The organism is Methylocaldum sp. GT1BB (assembly GCF_051027545.1).
GTDB lineage: Bacteria > Pseudomonadota > Gammaproteobacteria > Methylococcales > Methylococcaceae > Methylocaldum.
On sequence record NZ_CP194902.1, the window covers coordinates 4,272,463 to 4,291,062 of the forward strand.

General features: G+C 59.6%; 15 protein-coding genes and 1 pseudogene. 12 read left to right on the forward strand and 4 right to left on the reverse strand.

What is annotated here, in order from left to right:
* Positions 1-96: 96 nt before the first annotated feature.
* Both ACR2TX_RS20450 and ACR2TX_RS20455 read right to left on the reverse strand, forming a co-directional pair.
* Positions 97-738, reverse strand: a complete 642-nt coding sequence (locus ACR2TX_RS20450; protein WP_434113086.1) for a DsbA family protein — start codon at positions 736-738, stop codon at positions 97-99.
* A gap of 26 nt (positions 739-764) precedes the next feature.
* Complete coding sequence (locus tag ACR2TX_RS20455) at positions 765-1,241, reverse strand: hypothetical protein (RefSeq protein ID WP_077731089.1); 477 nt, start codon at positions 1,239-1,241, stop codon at positions 765-767.
* A gap of 165 nt (positions 1,242-1,406) precedes the next feature.
* On the opposite strand from ACR2TX_RS20455, the gene ACR2TX_RS20460 reads away from it, so the two are divergent.
* From ACR2TX_RS20460 to eutC, 6 genes are all read left to right on the forward strand, one after another.
* Entirely contained in the window at positions 1,407-2,144 is a 738-nt protein-coding gene (locus ACR2TX_RS20460) for a DUF2272 domain-containing protein (protein ID WP_434113088.1), read from the forward strand.
* Positions 2,145-2,508: 364 nt separating this feature from the next.
* Positions 2,509-3,114 (forward strand): hypothetical protein, encoded by a 606-nt coding sequence (locus tag ACR2TX_RS20465; protein ID WP_434113089.1) that lies wholly within the window; start codon positions 2,509-2,511, stop codon positions 3,112-3,114.
* 126 nt (positions 3,115-3,240) lie between these two features.
* Positions 3,241-3,669 carry a hypothetical protein gene (locus ACR2TX_RS20470; RefSeq protein ID WP_434113091.1) on the forward strand — a complete coding sequence of 143 codons (429 nt, stop codon included), beginning with the start codon at positions 3,241-3,243 and terminating at the stop codon, positions 3,667-3,669.
* Between the two features lie 501 nt (positions 3,670-4,170).
* Positions 4,171-5,649: an aldehyde dehydrogenase family protein gene (locus ACR2TX_RS20475; protein ID WP_434113093.1), complete on the forward strand. Its 1,479-nt coding sequence runs from the start codon at positions 4,171-4,173 to the stop codon at positions 5,647-5,649.
* 363 nt (positions 5,650-6,012) lie between these two features.
* Positions 6,013-7,410 carry an ethanolamine ammonia-lyase subunit EutB gene (locus ACR2TX_RS20480; RefSeq protein WP_156879981.1) on the forward strand — a complete coding sequence of 466 codons (1,398 nt, stop codon included), beginning with the start codon at positions 6,013-6,015 and terminating at the stop codon, positions 7,408-7,410.
* Complete coding sequence (eutC, locus tag ACR2TX_RS20485) at positions 7,407-8,177, forward strand: ethanolamine ammonia-lyase subunit EutC (RefSeq protein ID WP_210024190.1); 771 nt, start codon at positions 7,407-7,409, stop codon at positions 8,175-8,177. Before ACR2TX_RS20480 ends, eutC begins: the two co-directional genes overlap by 4 nt.
* 285 nt (positions 8,178-8,462) lie before the next feature.
* Here eutC and ACR2TX_RS20490 read toward each other — a convergent pair whose 3' ends face one another.
* Positions 8,463-8,735 carry a hypothetical protein gene (locus ACR2TX_RS20490; protein WP_086133294.1) on the reverse strand — a complete coding sequence of 91 codons (273 nt, stop codon included), beginning with the start codon at positions 8,733-8,735 and terminating at the stop codon, positions 8,463-8,465.
* Positions 8,736-9,198: 463 nt separating this feature from the next.
* Between ACR2TX_RS20490 and ACR2TX_RS20495 the strand changes: the two are divergent.
* The 5 genes and pseudogenes from ACR2TX_RS20495 (at position 9,199) to ACR2TX_RS20515 (ending at position 16,435) form a co-directional block, all read left to right on the forward strand.
* Positions 9,199-9,974 (forward strand): annotated as a pseudogene (locus tag ACR2TX_RS20495) (IS5 family transposase).
* Between the two features lie 214 nt (positions 9,975-10,188).
* Positions 10,189-13,215: an MASE1 domain-containing protein gene (locus ACR2TX_RS20500; protein WP_168183735.1), complete on the forward strand. Its 3,027-nt coding sequence runs from the start codon at positions 10,189-10,191 to the stop codon at positions 13,213-13,215.
* A gap of 221 nt (positions 13,216-13,436) precedes the next feature.
* Positions 13,437-14,237 carry a metallophosphoesterase family protein gene (locus ACR2TX_RS20505; RefSeq protein WP_077731098.1) on the forward strand — a complete coding sequence of 267 codons (801 nt, stop codon included), beginning with the start codon at positions 13,437-13,439 and terminating at the stop codon, positions 14,235-14,237.
* An 8-nt stretch (positions 14,238-14,245) separates the two neighbouring features.
* The gene (locus ACR2TX_RS20510; RefSeq protein WP_077731099.1) at positions 14,246-15,067 is read left to right on the forward strand and encodes a nucleotidyltransferase family protein; all 822 of its coding nucleotides are present in this window, start codon (positions 14,246-14,248) and stop codon (positions 15,065-15,067) included.
* Between the two features lie 147 nt (positions 15,068-15,214).
* Complete coding sequence (locus ACR2TX_RS20515; RefSeq protein ID WP_156879985.1) at positions 15,215-16,435, forward strand: endonuclease/exonuclease/phosphatase family protein; 1,221 nt, start codon at positions 15,215-15,217, stop codon at positions 16,433-16,435.
* Between the two features lie 63 nt (positions 16,436-16,498).
* On the opposite strand, the gene ACR2TX_RS20520 is transcribed toward ACR2TX_RS20515, so the two are convergent.
* Positions 16,499-16,672, reverse strand: a complete 174-nt coding sequence (locus tag ACR2TX_RS20520; protein WP_168183734.1) for a hypothetical protein — start codon at positions 16,670-16,672, stop codon at positions 16,499-16,501.
* A 280-nt stretch (positions 16,673-16,952) separates the two neighbouring features.
* Here ACR2TX_RS20520 and ACR2TX_RS20525 point away from each other — a divergent pair, with 280 nt between their 5' ends.
* Complete coding sequence (locus tag ACR2TX_RS20525) at positions 16,953-18,578, forward strand: phospholipase D-like domain-containing protein (RefSeq protein WP_168183733.1); 1,626 nt, start codon at positions 16,953-16,955, stop codon at positions 18,576-18,578.
* Positions 18,579-18,600 lie beyond the last annotated feature (22 nt).

Below are 18,600 nucleotides of genomic sequence, written 5' to 3' on the forward strand. Positions count from 1 at the left end.
CGGGAATCCCTTCCCGACGTTAACAACTTGCTAAGCGGGTTTGTCGGCAAGGGATTGCCGACCTACCATTTCTCGCGCTACTTGAGCGTGGCGACACTATAAACGCGCGGCGATAGCCGACAAAATCCGATTTGCGTCGCCGTAATCCACGGGCATTTCCGAGTATCCTTCGTCATGAGACAGGAGCAAGGTCGGAAAACTGCGGACCCCGAGCTCTCGCGCCCAGCGGATTTCTTCGAGCAATTCCACGTGAGTATCGGGATGCCGGAGATCCGCCGCGAAGCGGCCTCTGTCCAAACCGATCTCTTCCGCCAGCTCGATCAAAGTCGAGTCGTTCGACGGATTTCGCGCTTGCAGGTAATAGGCCTGTTGAATCGCGAAGATCATGGCGTCCTCGAAGCCGGCGCCCTGCCGGCGCGCGGCGATCACGGCGCGGCAGGCCGGGTAGGTGGAACGCCTTGGAACGCATTTCGTCCAGAAATCGAAATTGAACCGGGTGCCCGGCACCGAACGTTCTATCGTTCGCCAAATGTCCTGAATGTTTTCGCGCATCTCGGCCGGCATGGGCACCGCGCTGTCCGGCGCCAGACCGCCCAGAAACTGTTCGATCTCCACGGCATCCGGCAACCGGGTCCGTACACTCTGCCATACAGGTCGAAACGCCCAGCACCAGCTGCACATGGGATCGTGAAAATAGAGCAGCGCCGGACCGGCGGCTTTAGGTCGATTGTGTAACACTGCCTTTCACCGGATGAACTCACCGGCTAATCCGTGCCCGCATTCTGCTTCAAAAAGTCCGCCCATTGTCTTGAAGACATCGAATTCAGATAAGCTTTTGCCATTTCCGGAGTGAGCAATTCGATCAGAACGCGGTTCTCCACCCACAATTCGACGACATCGAAAAGCCCCCCTCTGTTGCACGTCACGGCGCGCCAGCTCTCGCGGGCGGCGATGCTCTTGATCTGTTGTTCGGTGAGATCGACCGAGACGGCGGCGTGGGTGGCGGTGAACGGCGAGGATGCCTCGTTATTCATTGAGCTTACCTCTTCGTGCTCCAGGCCGGGCTTGAGCTCCGTGCCGAGCGGATAAACCTCGATCGCCGTACGGTGCGGATCATCGGTCAGTGCAATGTAGCTGCCGGAGAATACGGGAAATGGAAATGACCGTCCCCCCAGCAACTCCGCAAGAACCGCCGCTGCGTGCTCGGGGTGCCTGGCGGCGATAGAAATATGGTGAATCATTGGTACGTATCCGTGAGAATGAGAGTCTTTGCCGGGAACGGCTGCCGCCCCGTAGCTGCCCACACGGACTCATAACGGCCTGCCGTGAAATCGTCGGCGTAACCCGAAACGAGCAGCGTGTTCCCGGTACGCCAGCCTACCGAAAATCGCCCAAGATCGGCAACCATGAAAATCGTACTGGTTCTTATTTTTCTCGCTTTATCGGCCTGCGGATGGCTGCCCAAAAAGCAGGCGCACGACGCTGAAATCAGCCCTCGCTTAAGCACCGGCATCGAACTTCCGCCCACAAAAGACCGAATTCTCGCGCTAGCCATCAGCGAATGGTTCTACTTCGGTCGGCAATCGGTCATTTACGACGGCGACAAGGAAAGCATCCCGCTGGTCGGGTTCTGGGAGGACGAATCCCCCTACGCTCAACGAATCAACCAGTATTGGCGAGCGGTCGGCATGCCGGAACGTACCGGCCGAAATTGCGAACAACCGTGGTCGGCGGCTTTCGTCAGCTGGGTCATGGCCACTGCGGGCGTTCCGAAAGAGCGGTTTCCGCCTTCGGAAGCCCACTGGATGTACCTTTCACGGATTATTCGCAACGCCGAGTCGCCGAACGCCGTTTTCGTGCCCAGACGCATACACGACTACGCGCCGCGTCCCGGCGATCTGATCTGCGCAAGCCGCGGGTCCTCGATCACTCCTCCGTTCGTACAATCCCCTTTCCTCGAAACCATCGAGCACACCAAACTCCACTGCGACATCGTCGTCGAAAAACACGGTCGGACCCTGGAAGCCATCGGCGGAAACGTCAGAAACTCCGTTTCCAAGAACATTTTGAAACTCGACAAGAATGGGCATCTTCGGCCGATACCTCGCCGCCCCTGGTTCTTGATCATCGAAAACCGCTTGTAAATGACGGATAACGCAGATGTTTCTTTTGCAGTCCATAGGATGTGCTGACCATCGGGAAGCGCCCTTCGACTACGCTCAGGACAGGCATCGTTCGCGATCGATGGGGTTCATGCCGGACAATCCCTGTCCGGCACCCTTCGGGCGGACTACCGTGCAAATCGGCTATCCTGCCGATTTGTCACTTCGCTCAGCCCATCCTATGACGGCTACAAAGGCTGCCGTTGGAAAATCAGAAGGCCGCACAAGCCTTGATTCCACTAAACTGCCGGAACAATAAGAAAGGCAAAAACAGTGGGTTGTGCTAGGTTTATTTATCCGTAACTCGGTCAACACTCCTGCCTTATCGTTCAAGTATCTCCGCCTCATGAGTCAAGACGCCTCTCAGGTCGAAAAACGCGCTCGTTTTACGTCCCGCTCAACTTTGCGCGGCATGCCGAATGGATCGTTTTCATACGGCGGAATAGTGAGGCACCCGATTCTGCCCTACTCGGGCTATTGCGCCCTACCGCGCTTTAGGCGGCAAGTGAAATTTCAATATACGAAGGCAAAATTCGTGCAGATATTCAAAAAATACCTCACGATATTGTTCCTATTATCTGCCTTTGGTTGTGTGCCATCTCAGGCAGATCAGCAGTACGCGATTAGTCAATATGACAACGGTGTTGGCCTAAAAATGGTTGTCATTCAATCATTCAAGTCTGCTAAATGTGAAATACTAATTGAAAATTATTTTGCTGGGTTGAAGCTGGATTGCCCTGAATGCAAGAAGGAGTACGGTGGATGTTCACAAAGCATTCCATCAGCATATGAAGCTGTTTGGCACAATCAGAGCTTCGTTGCACCGTATACAACAAGTGGAACATTTAGAATGATTTACTCGGGCGTATCTCGTGAACAGGCGGAGGCGATATGTACAACATACGCTAGTGCAATTCGACGAAAAGGTATGCAGGCGGAATGCATAAAGTAGGAGTTAAACCGTATGGTGGTTCTAGGTTGGAATCTCGACCTAACATTCTGCTCCAGGCGACCGCTTTCTGCTACGCTCCAAGCGTCGGCTGAGCTTTGTCGTTGGGTGCGTCGCAAGGAGACGTAAATGCCAAAGAATTGGAACGAAATATCGGACGACGAGATTCTGAACTTCGAGGACGCGCACACTGGGAAAATGGCTCGTTACGAGCGCATCATGCAGCAAAAATCCATTCAGGCCGCAATAGGATTGCGCGACAAGGTGACTGGCCTGATGGGAACTATATATAGGGCGAGTCAAGGGCTTCAAGAAAAGACTACCGACCTAATCTCGCTGTACGAAAAAATATCTAATGCTCAAAGTCGACAGCAAAAAATCCTAATCGCTCTCTCGATCGTCGTAGCCGTATCTACTGCCGTGTACACCGTGATTACCTGGCAATCCGTAGCTGCGATGAGAGAAGCAAATGAAATACAACGGCAGTTTTTGGAATTAGAAAAATCAAAGTCCGTAACTCAGAATCCGCCCAACAAGCCGCTCAAGCCGATGCCGTAAAATGTCACAGCTCGCGTAGGGCGGAATAGGGTACTCCCGTATTCCGCCGGATGGATTTGGCTACCACGCGGCGCAATACGCGGGTACGCTATTGCGCCCTACTGCCCTTCAGCCATTGATTGGTCATCCCGGTTTGGGTCGCCAGCGGCCGCGACAGATGCCAGCCCATAGGGTGCGGTGACGACAGGAACCGCACCAATCGCGAACGATGCCTGTCCTGAGCCTAGTCGAAGGGCGGTTCGTTCCTCACCGCATCCTACGGTTCTACAACAAATCAACGGTGCCCCTCGTTGTCGGTCGTCGAAAACCGGTCGTAAAGACCGGATGCAGGATTTTTTCGACCAGGGGTGTAATCTAAGCGGGCGCCATCCGGAATCGGATAACGCGGATTTTTGGAGCGGCGCCGTCTGTCAAAGCCATGGGTGCAGGCGGCGGCACACCTGTAGTCAGAATCAGGGTCGAACCGGGACCCGTTTCAATTCAACCGACGAGGGAATGCAGATGAGTGCGGAACCAAAACAGATCAACCCGTCCCAGATCAAGATCTCTCAAACGAAAATGCTGATCGCCGGCAAGTGGGTCGATTCGGCCAGCGGCAAGACCTTCGAAACGCTCAACCCCGCGACCGGCGAGGTCATAGCCCGCGTCGCGGAAGGCGACCGCGAGGACGTGGACAAGGCCGTTCGCGCCGCCCGCAAGGCGTTCGAGGAAGGCCCCTGGCGGAAGATGAACGCGCGCGAACGGGGACGTTGCCTGTACCGCCTGGCGGACCTGATCGAGAAGCACTTCGACGAACTGGCGGCGTTGGAAACGCTCAACAACGGCAAACCGATCACCGAAAGCAAATCGGCCGACCTGCCGCTGACCATCGAATGTTACCGCTACTACGCGGGCTGGGCGGACAAGATCGAGGGCAAAACCATTCCGATCAACGGCCCGTTCTTCACCTACACCCGTCACGAACCGGTCGGCGTGGTGGGGCAAATCATTCCGTGGAATTTTCCGCTGCTGATGCAGGCCTGGAAGTGGGGCCCGGCTCTCGCGGCCGGCTGCACCATCGTGCTCAAACCCGCCGAGCAGACGCCGCTGACCGCGCTTAGGGTGGGCGAACTGGCTCTCGAAGCCGGCATTCCGGAAGGCGTCATCAATATCGTGCCCGGATTCGGCGAAACCGCCGGAGCCGCGGTCGCCGAGCACATGGACATCGACAAGGTGGCTTTCACCGGCTCGACCGAAGTGGGCAAGCTCATCATGCAGGCCGCCGGCCGTTCCAATCTGAAGCGCGTCACGCTGGAACTCGGCGGGAAAAGCCCGAACATCGTCTTCGCCGATTCCGATCTGGATGCGGCGCTCGAAGGCACATTCCAGGGACTCTTCTTCAATCAGGGCCAGTGCTGCTGCGCCGGCTCTCGCCTTTTCGTGGAAAAGAACATTTACGACGATTTCGCCCAAAAGCTGGTCGAACGGACCCGCAGGCAGGTCGTGGGCGACCCGTTCGATCCGAAAACTACCCAGGGACCGCAGGTCAGCCAGGATCAGTTCGATCAGGTCATGGGCTATATCCGCTCCGGCAAGGAGCAAGGCGCCAAGCTTCTGACCGGCGGCAATCGCGTCGGCAGCCGGGGCTTTTTCATAGAGCCCACGATTTTCGCCGATGTCGGCGAGGACATGAAAATCGCGCGCGAGGAAATCTTCGGGCCGGTGCTGTCGATGATTCCGTTCAAGGACGTGGACGAGGTCATCGGACACGGCAACCGCACCATGTATGGACTGGCGGCGGCGGTGTGGACCAAGGACATCAGCAAGGCGCATCGCCTGGCGGCCGAACTGAAGGCGGGAACGGTATGGATCAATTGCTACGATATCTTCGACACGGCCGCTCCTTTCGGCGGGTTCAAGATGTCCGGCATCGGGCGCGAACTCGGCAGCTATGCCCTGGAGAACTATACCGAGGTCAAGACCGTTACCGTGGCGCTGTAGAGGCAACGCCCAGCAAATTCCGGTGGGCACGGCCTATCGGCCTTTGCCCACCCTACGACATTATCGCGGCTGTAGGGTGGGTTAGGCGCGCATCGCACCGAGTCTGGAAAGTTCCCATGGTGTTTCCGCGCGCCGTAACCCACCAGGCAAGGCAGCGGAACTATCGAAAGCCAGTTGAAGGTCGGCAATCCTGTGCCGACGAAATCGTCTGCCACGTGAGGCGGCAGAAGGCGTCGGGAAGGGATTCCCGACCTACTCCGGCGTGGTGTGTGCAAGCTTGGCAGGTCGGCAATCCCTTGCCGACAAAGGTGTCTTAACAGCATTAAGGATTAGGATGGAAACGAGAAGGAAATTGGAACCACCATGAAATACACCGCAAGCATCCAAGGACGCGGCTATGCCTTCGCCGATCTGAAGACTTTGCTGGCGAAGGCGTCGCCCCTACGCTCAGCGGACGAACTGGCCGGAATTGCGGCCGAGTCGGAGGAGGAGCGTGCCGTCGCGCAACGGGTATTGGCCGAGGTTCCCATGTGCCGCTTCCTCGAAGAACCGCTGATTCCGCCTGAAGAGGACGAGGTCAGCCGGTTGATCTTCGAGACGCACGATAATGCCGCGTTCGCGCCCATCTCGGCGCTGACGGTCGGCGAGTTTCGAGAATGGCTTCTTTCCGACACCACCGCCGACGAAGCCATCGCGAGGATTCGCACGGGCCTGATGCCGGAAATGGCCGCCGCGGTATCTAAGATCATGCGCAACCAGGATTTGATCGCCGTCGCCAAGCGCTGCACGGTCACCACGCGGTTCCGGAACACCATCGGCCTCTCGGGACGGCTTTCCACGCGATTGCAGCCGAACCATCCGACCGACGACCCGCGCGGCATCGCAGCCAGCATTTTGGATGGGCTGCTCTACGGCAACGGAGATGCCGTTATCGGCATCAATCCCGCGACAGATAGTCCGAAGAACGTCGACACCCTGCTCCGCCTGCTGGACGAGATCATCGTCGAGCACGACATCCCCACCCAGTCCTGCGTGCTCGCCCATGTCACGACGACCATGGACTTGATGCGGCGCGGTTCGCCGGTGGACCTGGTGTTCCAGTCCATCGCCGGGACCGAAGCCGCGAACCGGAGCTTCGGCATCGATCTTTCCCTCCTGCGCGAGGCGCGCGAAATGGCGCTGTCGCTGAAACGCGGCACGCTGGGCGACAATCTGATGTATTTCGAGACGGGCCAAGGCAGCGCCCTGTCTGCGGACGCTCACCACGGCATCGATGCGCAGACCTGCGAGGCGCGGGCCTACGCCGTCGCCCGCGCGTTTTCGCCGCTGTTGATAAACACCGTGGTGGGCTTCATCGGGCCGGAATATCTGTACGACGGAAAACAGATCATCCGCGCGGGGCTCGAGGATCATTTCTGCGGAAAACTGCTGGGCCTGCCCATGGGCTGCGACGTGTGTTACACCAATCACGCCGAAGCCGACCAGAACGACATGGACAATCTGATCACGCTGCTGGCGGTGGCCGGCTGTACCTATATCATGGGCGTGCCCGGCGCCGACGACGTCATGCTGGCCTATCAGAGCACCTCGTTTCACGACGCCCTTTACCTTCGCAAGGTTTTGGGGCTCCGGCCCGCCCCGGAATTCGAGGAATGGCTCGACCGCATGGGCATTTTCGACGGCCGCAATGCGCTGAGCCTCGGTCCCATGCCCCCTCGCCTGCTCAATGCGATGGACGCACTGACGGAGGACAGCCCATGACCGATCCCTGGTTCGCCCTCAAGCGTTTCACCCAGGCCCGCATAGGCTTGGGACGCGCGGGCCATGCCGTTCCGACCGAAGCCCTGCTCGACTTTCAGCTCGCCCACGCTCAAGCACGGGATGCCGTGCACTTCCCTTGGGACATCGAGGGGTTCGCCGAAAGCTTGCGCGAAATGGGCGAAGATTGTCTGATTTTGCGAACGCCGATCCGAAGTCGCGCCGAATACCTCCGTCGCCCCGATCGGGGTCGCGTTCTCGATTCCGGTTCCCGCACGCGGCTGGATGACATGGACGGCGGCGGTATGGATGTGGCATTGATCGTCACCAACGGGCTGTCATCCACCGCCGTCGAACGGCACGGTCTGCCCCTGCTGGAGGCGGTGATCGGTCGATATCGGTCACGGCGCATCCGGGTCGGGCCTATCAGTCTGGTCGAGAACGGCCGGGTGGCCCTGTCGGACGAAATCGGTTTTACCCTCGGCGCGCGTGCGGCCGTCATCGTCGTCGGCGAACGACCGGGGCTCAGCGCCGCCGACAGCCTCGGCATCTATCTCACCTACGCGCCACGGCCGGGCAGTACCGACGCCCAGCGCAACTGCATCTCCAATATCCGTCCGCCGGAGGGATTGAGCTACGAAGCCGCCGCCGCGAAACTGCTCTACCTGACCGAGGAAGCCATGCGCCGCCGGATTTCCGGGGTCGCGCTCAAGGACGAGCTGGATACGGTTTTACCGCCGTCTCCCGAGCCGCTGGGCCTAAAAAAATGACGGCGACAGCCTAATTCCATTCGGCATTCGAGTGAGCATTAATGGGTGGGTTAGCCCCTCGGCTCCGCTCGGGGCAGGCCCTTCGACAAGCCTGTCCTGAGCATCGTCGAAGGGCTCAGGACAGGCTCCGCATAACCCACCGACCCTTCGACTGGGCTCAGGACAGGTCCGAGGCCGCTCGGTGGGTTACGGCCGCGCGGCCTAACCCGCCATCGATGGGTTTCGCTTCGCTCTACCCATCTACAAAATGAATGCCTGATTGAAAGCGATTTGGAGTAAATCGGATCAGGCCAGCATGTTCTTGATCGTCCGCTCGTATTCCGGGAAATAATGGCCGATCACCGGCAGGTCGAAGCGACGCAGGATGCTGGTATTGGGCTCCCGCTCCAGCAAGAAATCGAACGAGCGGCTTACCAGTCGCTCGACCGGCGCTCTTCCGTCCGTCAACCTGGCGGCATATCCCGGATCCACGGTAACCGTGTGCGTCGTCGTGGCCTGCGCCTCCACTGTCACCTCGAAAGTGGATTCGGTAAGCTTCTTTACCGTAATCTTCGCCATATGACCCTCCTGTCCGAGTCTCGATAGTTGTCTATGTTTCCGGAAATTCGACCGAAACCATGCTACCGGCAATGTACCGGCGATGTCGACCGAAAGGCTAGAGCGTTTTTCATCCCGGTGTACGGCTTCGTGTCGGGCAGGAAGAACGTAGGTCGGCAATCCCTTGCCGTCTTATCGGCTCGGCAAAGGATCTTGCCGGAAGGGGCGTCCTGGCGCTCCCAGGACGGCCGTTTGCGATTGGAAGGGTCATTCGGGCGCTCCCCGGATGACCGTTTGCGATTGGAAGGGTCGCGACTAAAGCGACCGTTTGCGATTGGAAGGGTCGCGACTAAGAGCCTATCCCAGTAGGAACAAAAGCGTGATGAGCGACCTCTAATGCCGAAATTTCGAGTCAAGAGGGGCTCTTATGGGACTGGTGACGAAAGATGATGGCTGGCGCATTCCGGATGAGCTGTGGGAACGGATGGAACCGCTCTTGCCGCCGCGTAAACCGCATCCGCTCGGGTGCCATAACCCGCGGGTGCCGGACCGACAGGCGATGAATGCGATCTTGTTTGTGCTCCGGACCGGGTGTCAGTGGAATGCGCTGAACGCCACCGGGATTTGCTCCAGCAGTTCGGCCCATCGCCGCTTTGTCGAGTGGACCGAAGCCGGGGTGTTCCAGGCGTTCTGGCGCGAAGGACTGCTGACTTATGATGCGTTGAAGGGCTTGGACTGGTCGTGGTTGGCCATGGATGGGGCCATGACGAAAGCGCCGTTGGCGGGTTCAAAAAAACGGGACCGAATCCGACCGACCGGGGCAAACAAGGTGCGAAGCGAAGCCTGTTAACCGATGGCGCGGGCCTGCCGCTGAGTGTGGTGATTGCCGGCGCCAATCGGCACGACCTGAAGCTGGCGCGGTCCACCTTGGCGGCCATCGGCGTCCCGCGCCCTGTACCCACGCCGGAGCAGCCGCAAGGCTTGTGCCTGGACAAAGGCTATGACTATGACGAGGTGAGGGACTTGGCCAAGGCCTTTCAGTTTACCGCTCACATTCGAGCGCGCGGTGAGGAGGCCGAAGCGATCAAGAAGGAAGCCGGTTTCAAGGCGCGGCGCTGGGTGGTCGAACGGACCCACAGCTGGCTCAACCGATTCCGCCGGATTTTGATCCGCTGGGAAAAACGAACCGACACCTATCTTGCCATGCTGCACTTGGCCTGCGGCATCATTACTTGGCGGGCAACGGGTCTACTGGGATAGGCTCTAAAGCGACCGTTTGCGATTGGGAAGGGATTGCCGACCTACTATCGGGCCCTCTGACACCGAATCGGAAAATGCTCTAGCCGGATTCCGGCAAGCAGCGGATTGCGCAAGCCGTAAGGTATCCGTAGGATGAAAGGGACGCGCCAAAACGATCGAGACCTGAGAGAAACCGCCATGGAACTGGTCGAATTGTATGGACACTACTGTAAGTATGCAAAGCGAAAGGTTTTCATCAGGCTGTGAAACATCCCTGCGGTGGCCGTCGTTCCGATCGCTGCTCGGGTTTGCGGTCTGCTTTTTCGGTCTGGCTCTGCTCAGCCACTGGATCTCCCCGAAGCCTTACCACTTTGTCGCGTTTTGGCTGCCTAGCGGGTTTTACCTATCTACGCTCGCTACCCGTCCTCGGACCCTTTGGCCGGCGTTCGTTATGACGGCGCTCGCAGTCAATTTCGGCGTCAATCTATGGGTATTCGACCAGCCTTATGCAATTGCCGCCGCTTTTTCTCTCGGCAACACCATGGAAGCGTTGACGGGCGCATGGCTATTGGGACGCACGGTCGGCATGCCATTACGCCTGGAAACGGTACAGGATGTGGTGGCGCTGACCATACTGGGAGCCTTGCTGAGTGCGACCATAGCCGCCACGGCGGGGACTGCGCCGATCGCTTTGGTCGACCGCGAACCGTTCGCTGCGGCCTGGCTCACATGGTGGACCGGCGACATCGCCGGGATCATGGTGACGGCTCCTCTTTGCCTCGCACTGCCGGCTACCCGCTCGTATTGGCGCAAGCTGCCGCCCGCTAGGCGGATCGAAGCGCTAGCCGCCCTGACGTCGGTCGCGGGACTGACCTTCGCTGTTTTCACCGACCGCATTCCGTTCACCTACGTCATCATGCCACCCCTGCTTTGGATAGGCGTGCGTTTCGGCATCCCCGGCGTTTCGTTCGCGATTCTCGTCCTGGGAATCATCGCCGCGCGATACACGGCACTGGGGCAAGGCGCTTTCGCGGGAGCGCAGTTCGAGATTTCCGTCCAGGCCCTCCTGGTACAGTCTCTGGTCGTGCTGTTCTCGATATCGGTACTTGTACTGGGTGCCCTGGCGAACCAGTGGCGGCAAGCGCTGGCGGCGTTGCAAGAGGCCCGCAATCATCTCGAGAAGGAAGTCGACGAACGCACGGCAACCTTGCGCGACACGCTCCGATTGCAGCAGGCGATTCTGGACGGGGCCAATTACTGCATCGTCTCGGTCAATAGGCAAGGCATCATCCAGACCATCAACAAAGCCGCGGCGAAAGCGCTCGGCTATTCCGCCGAAGAACTCGTCGGCAAGGAGACGCCGGCGATCTTTCATGACCCCGCCGAGCTCGAGGCCCATGCGAAAGCGCTCGCCGATACGCTAGGCCGTCCCGCTACATCGTCCATCAAATTCTTGCCGACGCTGATCGAAGCCTGCGGATCGACCGAAACGGAGTGGAGTCTGATCCGCAAGGACGGCAGCCGGTTTCCGGCCCAAGTCTCGATCTCGGTCATGCGCGACGAAAAGGGAGCGATCACCGGCTATCTCGGCATCGCCAACGACATCACGGTGCGCAAGGAGGCTGAAAAGGCGCTGCAGCGGAGCCAACACGATTTGAACCGCGCCCAGGCGGTCGGCAAGATCGGGAGCTGGCGGCTCAATGTTCAGCGCAACGAATTGCTCTGGTCGGCCGAAAACCATCGGATTTTCGGCATACCCGAGGGTACGCCACTGACTTATCAGACGTTCCTCCGCTGCGTCCATCCGGACGATCGGAAATATGTCGACCGGCAATGGAAGGCGGCACTCCGTGGCACGCCTTACGACATCGAACACCGCATCGTGGTCGGCAAGGACATCCGCTGGGTCCACGAAAAAGCCGAGCTGGAATTCCACCGGGGTGAGGTGCTGAGCGCATTCGGAACCACTCAAGACATCACCGAGCTCAAAAGGGCCGAATTGGCTTTGCGCCGCCATAACGAACGGCAGGCGGAGCTGCTGGCCATCAGCCGTGCGGCGCTGGACAGCCAAACCACCGACGTCGAACTAAGCCGGATGGTCTTCGAGAAAGTACACGCCCTGCTCGATGCCGACGTAGGTTTCAACTACCGGGTTGACGAGAACGGCCGAAGCCTTCGCCTGATCGCTGCGTACGGTATTTCCGAGGCGCTGCTTCCCGCCATGGAGAGGCTAGATCTCGGCGACACCATGTGCGGCACGGTCGCCGCTACGGGCACTCCCCTGATCGCCGATACCGCTCGCATCGAAAACGACCCCAAGAGCATCCTTCTTCGCAACATGGGCTTGCGCGCCTATGCCTGCCACCCGCTCATGGCGGGCGATGGCCGTACGCTCGGGACGCTTTCCTTCGCGAGTACGCGGCGCGAGCATTTCGATCCGGAGGAAATCGAATTCCTGCGGACGCTTTGCCTATTTACCGCCATGGCTTGGGAGCGCGCCCGCGCCATGGCTGCGCTACGCGATGCCGATCGACGGAAAAACGAGTTTCTCGCCATGCTGGCCCACGAGCTCCGCAATCCTCTGGCACCGATACGCAACGCCGCTCAGCTGATTCGAAAACTCGCTGCCGACGAGCCTAGGCTTCAGGGTGCGAGGGAGATCATAGACCGCCAGGTCATTCACCTCTCGCGCCTGGTCGACGACTTGCTGGACGTTTCCCGCATCACCCAGGGCAAGGTGACGCTGAGAAAGGAACCCATACCTCTCAATACCGTCGTCGAGCGAGCGATCGAGGCGACGCGGCCCTTGATCGAATCCCGGCGCCACCGGCTAACGGTCGATGTCGCACCAGCACCCCTCTTGATCGTCGGGGATGCGACCCGCCTGATCCAGGTCGTGGCCAATCTCTTGAACAACGCCGCGAAATACACCGAAGAAGGCGGCTCGATTTCGGTCCGCACCGAGGCCAAGGGAGAGCGGGCACTCATCCGTATCAGGGACACCGGCCTTGGCATCGCTCCCGAGCTATTGCCCCATGTCTTCGAGCTCTTCATCCAGGGCGAGCGCTCTCTCGACCGGAGTCAAGGGGGCCTCGGCATCGGGCTCACTTTGGTTCGGCGCCTGGTCGAACTGCATGGCGGGCGCATAGAGGCTTTCAGTGCCGGTCCAGGCAAGGGCAGCGAGTTCGTCGTCGAGCTACCGCTCGCTTTAGCGCCTGCGTCGGAACAAGCCGCAGCCGCGGCCGATTCGTCGCGGCAGTAGGACTTAGCCAAGTAGGTCGGGAATCCCTTCCCGACAAACGAGTTGGCGTGCAGATCCGTCGGCAAAGGATTGCCGACCTACCGACCTGCGTCGGCGAGTAGCTCGGAAATCCCCTCCCAAATCAGGCGGGCCAAACCTGCTTCGCGTGGGCACTTTTGCCCTGCATCGCTGTCTTTGGTTTATTGACACCGGCTTCCGGCAATCAAGACCTATAAGCAGCCATGCCCTCGAACAGACAAACGGTCCGCATTGCGGCCGTCGGCGATATTCACTACACCCTGTCCTCGCAGGGAATACTTCAAACCATTTGTGCTTATGTTTCCGAGAACGCCGATATTTTGTTGCTCTGCGGCGATATCGTGGACTACGGACGGGCGGAAGAGGCTCGGCTGTTCGTCAAGGAGCTGACCGCCGGCGTAAAGATTCCCATCCTCGGCGTGCTCGGCAATCACGAGTACGAAGCAGGCCAAGTGCACGAGGTGCAGCATATTTTCTCCGATGCCGGAATCGTCCTGCTCGATGGCGACGCTCATGAAGTGCATGGCATCGGCTTCGCCGGTGTCAAAGGCTTCGCCGGCGGTTTCGGCGAGCATGCCCTGCAACCATGGGGCGAAAGCACGCTGAAGCGATTCGTGCACGAGACCGTGGAGGAATCACTGAAGCTGGAGTCGGCGCTCGCCAAATTGCGCATGCCGCATCGGATCGCCCTGCTTCACTATGCTCCGGTCAAAGCCACGGTTGTGGGCGAACCCGTCGAAATCTATCCGTTTCTGGGGTCCAGCCGACTCGAGGAACCTTTGAATCGTTACTCGGTAACCGCGGTGTTTCACGGGCACGCCCATCGCGGACACCCCACGGGAAAAACCGGCGGCAATATTCCGGTTTACAACGTCGCCCTGCCGCTTCTGCGGCGCGCCTTTCCGGATCGACCTCCGGTCCGGCTGATCGAGCTTCCGGTCGAAGCATCTGCCGAGACGGAACATCACTCGTTCAACCAGAAACCATACCCCGTACAGGGCTAGCAATATTTATGGACACACCGTTTTCCGCGCCCGATACCAGCCCACCGCCGATCGACCCGACCGGGCGGTCATTCTATTGTCATGGGCTGACGCTTTTAATCGACGCCCGGGTTCCGTTTCTCGTCGGAGGAGCCTACGCACTGGAGTGCTACACCGGAATCTCGCGCCACACCAAGGATCTGGATATCTTCGTGCGGCCCGACGATCGGGATCGCATCATCGAAATTCTTGCAAGCGCGGGCTATCAAGCCGACGTCACGTATCCTCACTGGCTCGCCAAGGCGTACTACGGGGAATACTTCATCGATATCATCTTCAGTTCCGGAAACGGCATTTGCGCCGTCGACGAAGCGTGGTTCGAGCACGCCCCCCGACGGGACATACTGGGCGTGCCGGTATTGCTTTGCCCGATAGAGGAAATCATCTGGTCGAAATCCTTCGTACTGGAGCGGGAGCGTTACGACGGCGCAGACATCGCCCATATCCTCCGTGTCTGTTCCGACCGATTGAATTGGACTAGGCTGATGGACCGCTTCGGCGCCCACTGGCGGGTACTGCTCAGCCATCTCGTTCTTTTCGGCTTCATCTACCCGGCCGAAAGAAGCCGCATTCCCGATTGGGTGATGCAGCGGCTGCTGGCCCTTTTGGCCGACGAGCTTCGCAGCGCACCGCCTTCCGAGCGCCTCTGCCAGGGTACGCTGCTCTCACGGGAACAATATCTGACCGACATCATGCGCTGGGGTTACCAGGACGCCCGCCTGCAACCCAAGGGGCGAATGACCCACGAAAACATTGCCCACTGGACGGCCGCCATCGATGTCAAAGAATAAATCCGCATGATCGACCGAATACCCGGTTCATCGCGGATGTCGAATGCTGCGATCTGGCAGCGCAATCAGTCCATTCTTGCTATCTAACCATACGTGTTCCGACTTCTTCGAATCGCTCTATTGACCGCCGTGTCCGGCGCTTTGACCATGACGACCTTGACCGATTTCTGGGACGGCTATCAGTTGGCCAGCACACTCGGGCGTCCGGACGCACCGTCTTCCTGCACGGTCCCGTCGACCGACTGGGAGCATGCCGCCCCGTTTCCGCAACTGGAAACCCGTAGCGACCTCCCTGAACTCCGGGTCGTCACGTATAACCTCCATTCCGGACTCGGGCCTCGCTGGCGCGTTTTTGCCGACCGCCGGGAGGTCGAACGCAATCTCACCGGCATTGCCGACCGGATCGCGGGAGCATCACCGGAAATGCCCATAGACGTCGTCGCGCTTAACGAAGTGGACTTCGGCTCGCGCCGTAGCGGCTGGATCGATCAAGCCGCATTTCTGGCGGACGAACTCGAGCGTCGCACCGGCCATGCCTACGCGGTGGCACGCGGCGAAACCTGGCGCCGGGATACACCCGGCCTGGAGGTCCGCTTCGGCAACGCCGTACTGTTCCGGCACTCGGCGCTTGCCGTGGATGCCCGGATTCTGGAAAAGACGCAAAAGACGAGTTATGCCTCGGCTTTCCCGGTGAGCGCTCTGGACCGGATCTTGAACGAGCCGCGCGGAGCGCTTCACCTACGCATTCGGTTCTTCGGCCAGCCGGTGGACTTCCTGGTTACCCACCTCGAGGCCTTCAACCCCGCGCGCCGGGAAGCGCAGGCGGCCGATCTCCTGCAGCGGTTCGTCGAGTCCGGCCGGACTTCGATTCTCCTCGGCGACATGAACACGGTTCCGACCGCCCTGACATACCAACGTCCTCACTTCGCCGCCGACCGCACTCACGACGTGTTGACCAGCGGCGACCTCGCGGATGCGCGGGTTGTCGTCGCAGCGCGCGAGGGCGTCAACGATTTTTCGGGTTGGGCAACCTTCCCGGCCCTTGCACCGGTATGGCCTCTGGACGGATCGTTCGCCACACCCGATCTGATACCTCAAGCCGTTCAGGTGATCGGCGCCGACGAATCCGATCACCGCGGACTGTCGGTCACCTACGGCTGGCTGACGCCCGAAGCGAAGTCCGCCTTCATCCGCTGGCACGATGCCGTGCGTCAGCACCAACTGGCACGTCTCGTCGACTGCGACGTCCCGAAGCGCATTCCGGACAAGCACCGCGTTCTCGAATGGCTGAAAACGAACACCGGGTTCGTGAGTATCCTCTCGGGCATCGGCGGAGGATCAAAGGATACTCCTCAGGACGGGGGCTAAGTTGTTGCATCGTCTGCCTTCTCCCCGGTTTGAGGATGTCGAAAAGTTCGCGATCGATGCGGCTCATGCCGGACAATCCCGGTCCGGCACCCTACGGGCGGACTTACCGTGCACCAGTTCGCCGGGAGCGAACTGGAACGTGGGAAGCACGGCCCGAAGGGCGAGTCTCATGGATGAGACGAGTAAATCGGCCTCGTCGCGTTGCGTCTTGCCCTGCCGATTTGTCCCTTCGTGCATCGCATCCTATTAATCAGGCCCGTAAATACCCTCCTGGTATTTCGGGCCGCCGCCCAGGCCGGTACACGCCCGGCCTGGGCTCACGCGGCTTGTCGCCGCGCCGGGGCATCCCTGCCCCGGATTAACCCGGCCTATATTTATAGGCCGGGTTAATAATATGCAAAACGCCCGTTTGCCATTCGAAGTACGATGGTAGGGCGGGTTAGCATACCCGCGTAACCCGCCTTTTCGCCGTTTCATTGGAACAACGAGGTATACGCTGCAAAATGCAAGGATGACCATGAATCGATATGGACGCCGAACCCATCGATTCGGCCGCATCGTTTTAATTGTTCTGGCCGGCGTGATAGCGATCTGGCTGGTCGGTCATCTGCTGCTCGACGTCCAGTTCCCCGATCCGCTCGTTACATCGACGGATGCCGGGCGACCCGACGATGAGGATCGATCAATGCGCGAAATCTTCGAATCCTTGCCCGCCGAGGGCGCCACCGTGTCCCAGGTGACCCTGTTGGACGATAACGTGATGGCCTGGGTCGAACGCTGGCGCCTGTTGGCTAACGCTCGAAAGCGTCTCGACATCAGCTATTTCATTCTGGAACAGGATGTCTTCGGCATCGCTTTTCTCGGCCATCTCGTCCACAAGGCCGGTCAAGGCCTTACGGTCCGGGTGCTGCTCGACGCCATAGGCACCACGATGTCGCGCGACGTCCAGGGGAACGATTACCTCGATACAGTGGTACAGACGGCCAATGTCACCGTAAAGCTGTACCGCCCGCTGCGCTATCGCTTCCAGGATGCCTTTCTCACCCTGAATCCCGCGGCAATCGTTGCCAGCGACCACGACAAGATTCTCCTGGCGGACGGCGTTCACGGCCTGATCGGAGGACGGAACATCGCGACCGAGTATTTTGCCGACCTGAACTTCGATCCCAAGGCGTTTCGCGATGCGGACGCGGTATTGACCGGACGAGAGGCCGGAGCCGTGCTCGAAGCCGTGTTCGAATCGCAATACGACGGTGGAGAGGCTCATGCTGTCACCCGCGAAACAGTGGACTTGCTCGATTCGACCAGTGACTTGCTGCTCGCCTACCAGGCTATGGATTACTGGCTGCGGGGCGAACCCATACCCGAAGCCGTGTCAGCCCGGATTCGCGATCGCCGGTTGCCCTGGATCGACGAGCTTCAGGCTCGTCCCATGCTCCACGGCGCTCTGGCCAGACCGGCCCCTGAATCGGTGCAGGCGCCCGTTCGTTTTCTCGACAGCCGCACTCGCCTGATCAGAACCGACGATCCCATTACAGTCAGCCTTGGCCGGCTGGTGCGCGGCGCCAAGAAATCGATTTTCGTCGCCAACCCGTATTTGGTGCTTTCGGAGCAAGCCGTAAGTGTATTGGAAGATGCGGCTCGGCGCGGCGTAGAAATCACGGTACTCACCAACAGCCCCGTGTCCAGCGATAATCCCCTCAGCCAGGCTTTTTTCCTCGAGCAATGGCCGAAACTCCTGGCGCGGGTTCCGACGCTGCGGCTGTTCGTCGCCGGGGACCGCCATAATCTGCACGGCAAGTTCGCCGTGATCGACGATCAGCTCGGCCTGTTGGGGACTTACAACCTCGACCCCCTCAGCATGGCCCTCAACAGCGAACTGGTTGCCGCCGTATGGTCTGCCCGGTTCGCCGAAAAACTGCTGGAAACGGGACGACAACTTATCGCCGCGGGCCCGCCGACCGCCTACGAATACCGCATCGCGCGCGACGATGAGGGCCGCCCTAGCCGCGACGAAGAAGGACGGATAATCGTCGCTTTCGGACCGAACGATCACCTTGAGCGGGACGACTGGACAGCCGTCCGGCGCTACCGGTGGCTGGTTCGCGGACTGGCGGCCGTGAGCGGACGCTCGTTCTTCTAAAGTGCTGCTCGGAACCGTATAG

Excerpts from the sequence above, each read along its gene's own strand:
- eutC (WP_210024190.1), top strand. The coding sequence starts at position 7,407 with ATGACCGATCCCTGGTTCGCCCTCAAGCGTTTCACCCAGGCCCGCATA.
- ACR2TX_RS20520 (WP_168183734.1), bottom strand. The coding sequence starts at position 16,672 with ATGCACGAAGGGACAAATCGGCAGGGCAAGACGCAACGCGACGAGGCC.
- ACR2TX_RS20490 (WP_086133294.1), bottom strand. The coding sequence starts at position 8,735 with ATGGCGAAGATTACGGTAAAGAAGCTTACCGAATCCACTTTCGAGGTG.
- ACR2TX_RS20475 (WP_434113093.1), top strand. The coding sequence starts at position 4,171 with ATGAGTGCGGAACCAAAACAGATCAACCCGTCCCAGATCAAGATCTCT.
- ACR2TX_RS20505 (WP_077731098.1), top strand. The coding sequence starts at position 13,437 with ATGCCCTCGAACAGACAAACGGTCCGCATTGCGGCCGTCGGCGATATT.
- ACR2TX_RS20525 (WP_168183733.1), top strand. The coding sequence starts at position 16,953 with ATGAATCGATATGGACGCCGAACCCATCGATTCGGCCGCATCGTTTTA.
- ACR2TX_RS20510 (WP_077731099.1), top strand. The coding sequence starts at position 14,246 with ATGGACACACCGTTTTCCGCGCCCGATACCAGCCCACCGCCGATCGAC.
- ACR2TX_RS20500 (WP_168183735.1), top strand. The coding sequence starts at position 10,189 with ATGCAAAGCGAAAGGTTTTCATCAGGCTGTGAAACATCCCTGCGGTGG.
- ACR2TX_RS20515 (WP_156879985.1), top strand. The coding sequence starts at position 15,215 with ATGACGACCTTGACCGATTTCTGGGACGGCTATCAGTTGGCCAGCACA.
- ACR2TX_RS20470 (WP_434113091.1), top strand. The coding sequence starts at position 3,241 with ATGCCAAAGAATTGGAACGAAATATCGGACGACGAGATTCTGAACTTC.
- ACR2TX_RS20480 (WP_156879981.1), top strand. The coding sequence starts at position 6,013 with ATGAAATACACCGCAAGCATCCAAGGACGCGGCTATGCCTTCGCCGAT.
- ACR2TX_RS20465 (WP_434113089.1), top strand. The coding sequence starts at position 2,509 with ATGAGTCAAGACGCCTCTCAGGTCGAAAAACGCGCTCGTTTTACGTCC.
- ACR2TX_RS20455 (WP_077731089.1), bottom strand. The coding sequence starts at position 1,241 with ATGATTCACCATATTTCTATCGCCGCCAGGCACCCCGAGCACGCAGCG.
- ACR2TX_RS20460 (WP_434113088.1), top strand. The coding sequence starts at position 1,407 with ATGAAAATCGTACTGGTTCTTATTTTTCTCGCTTTATCGGCCTGCGGA.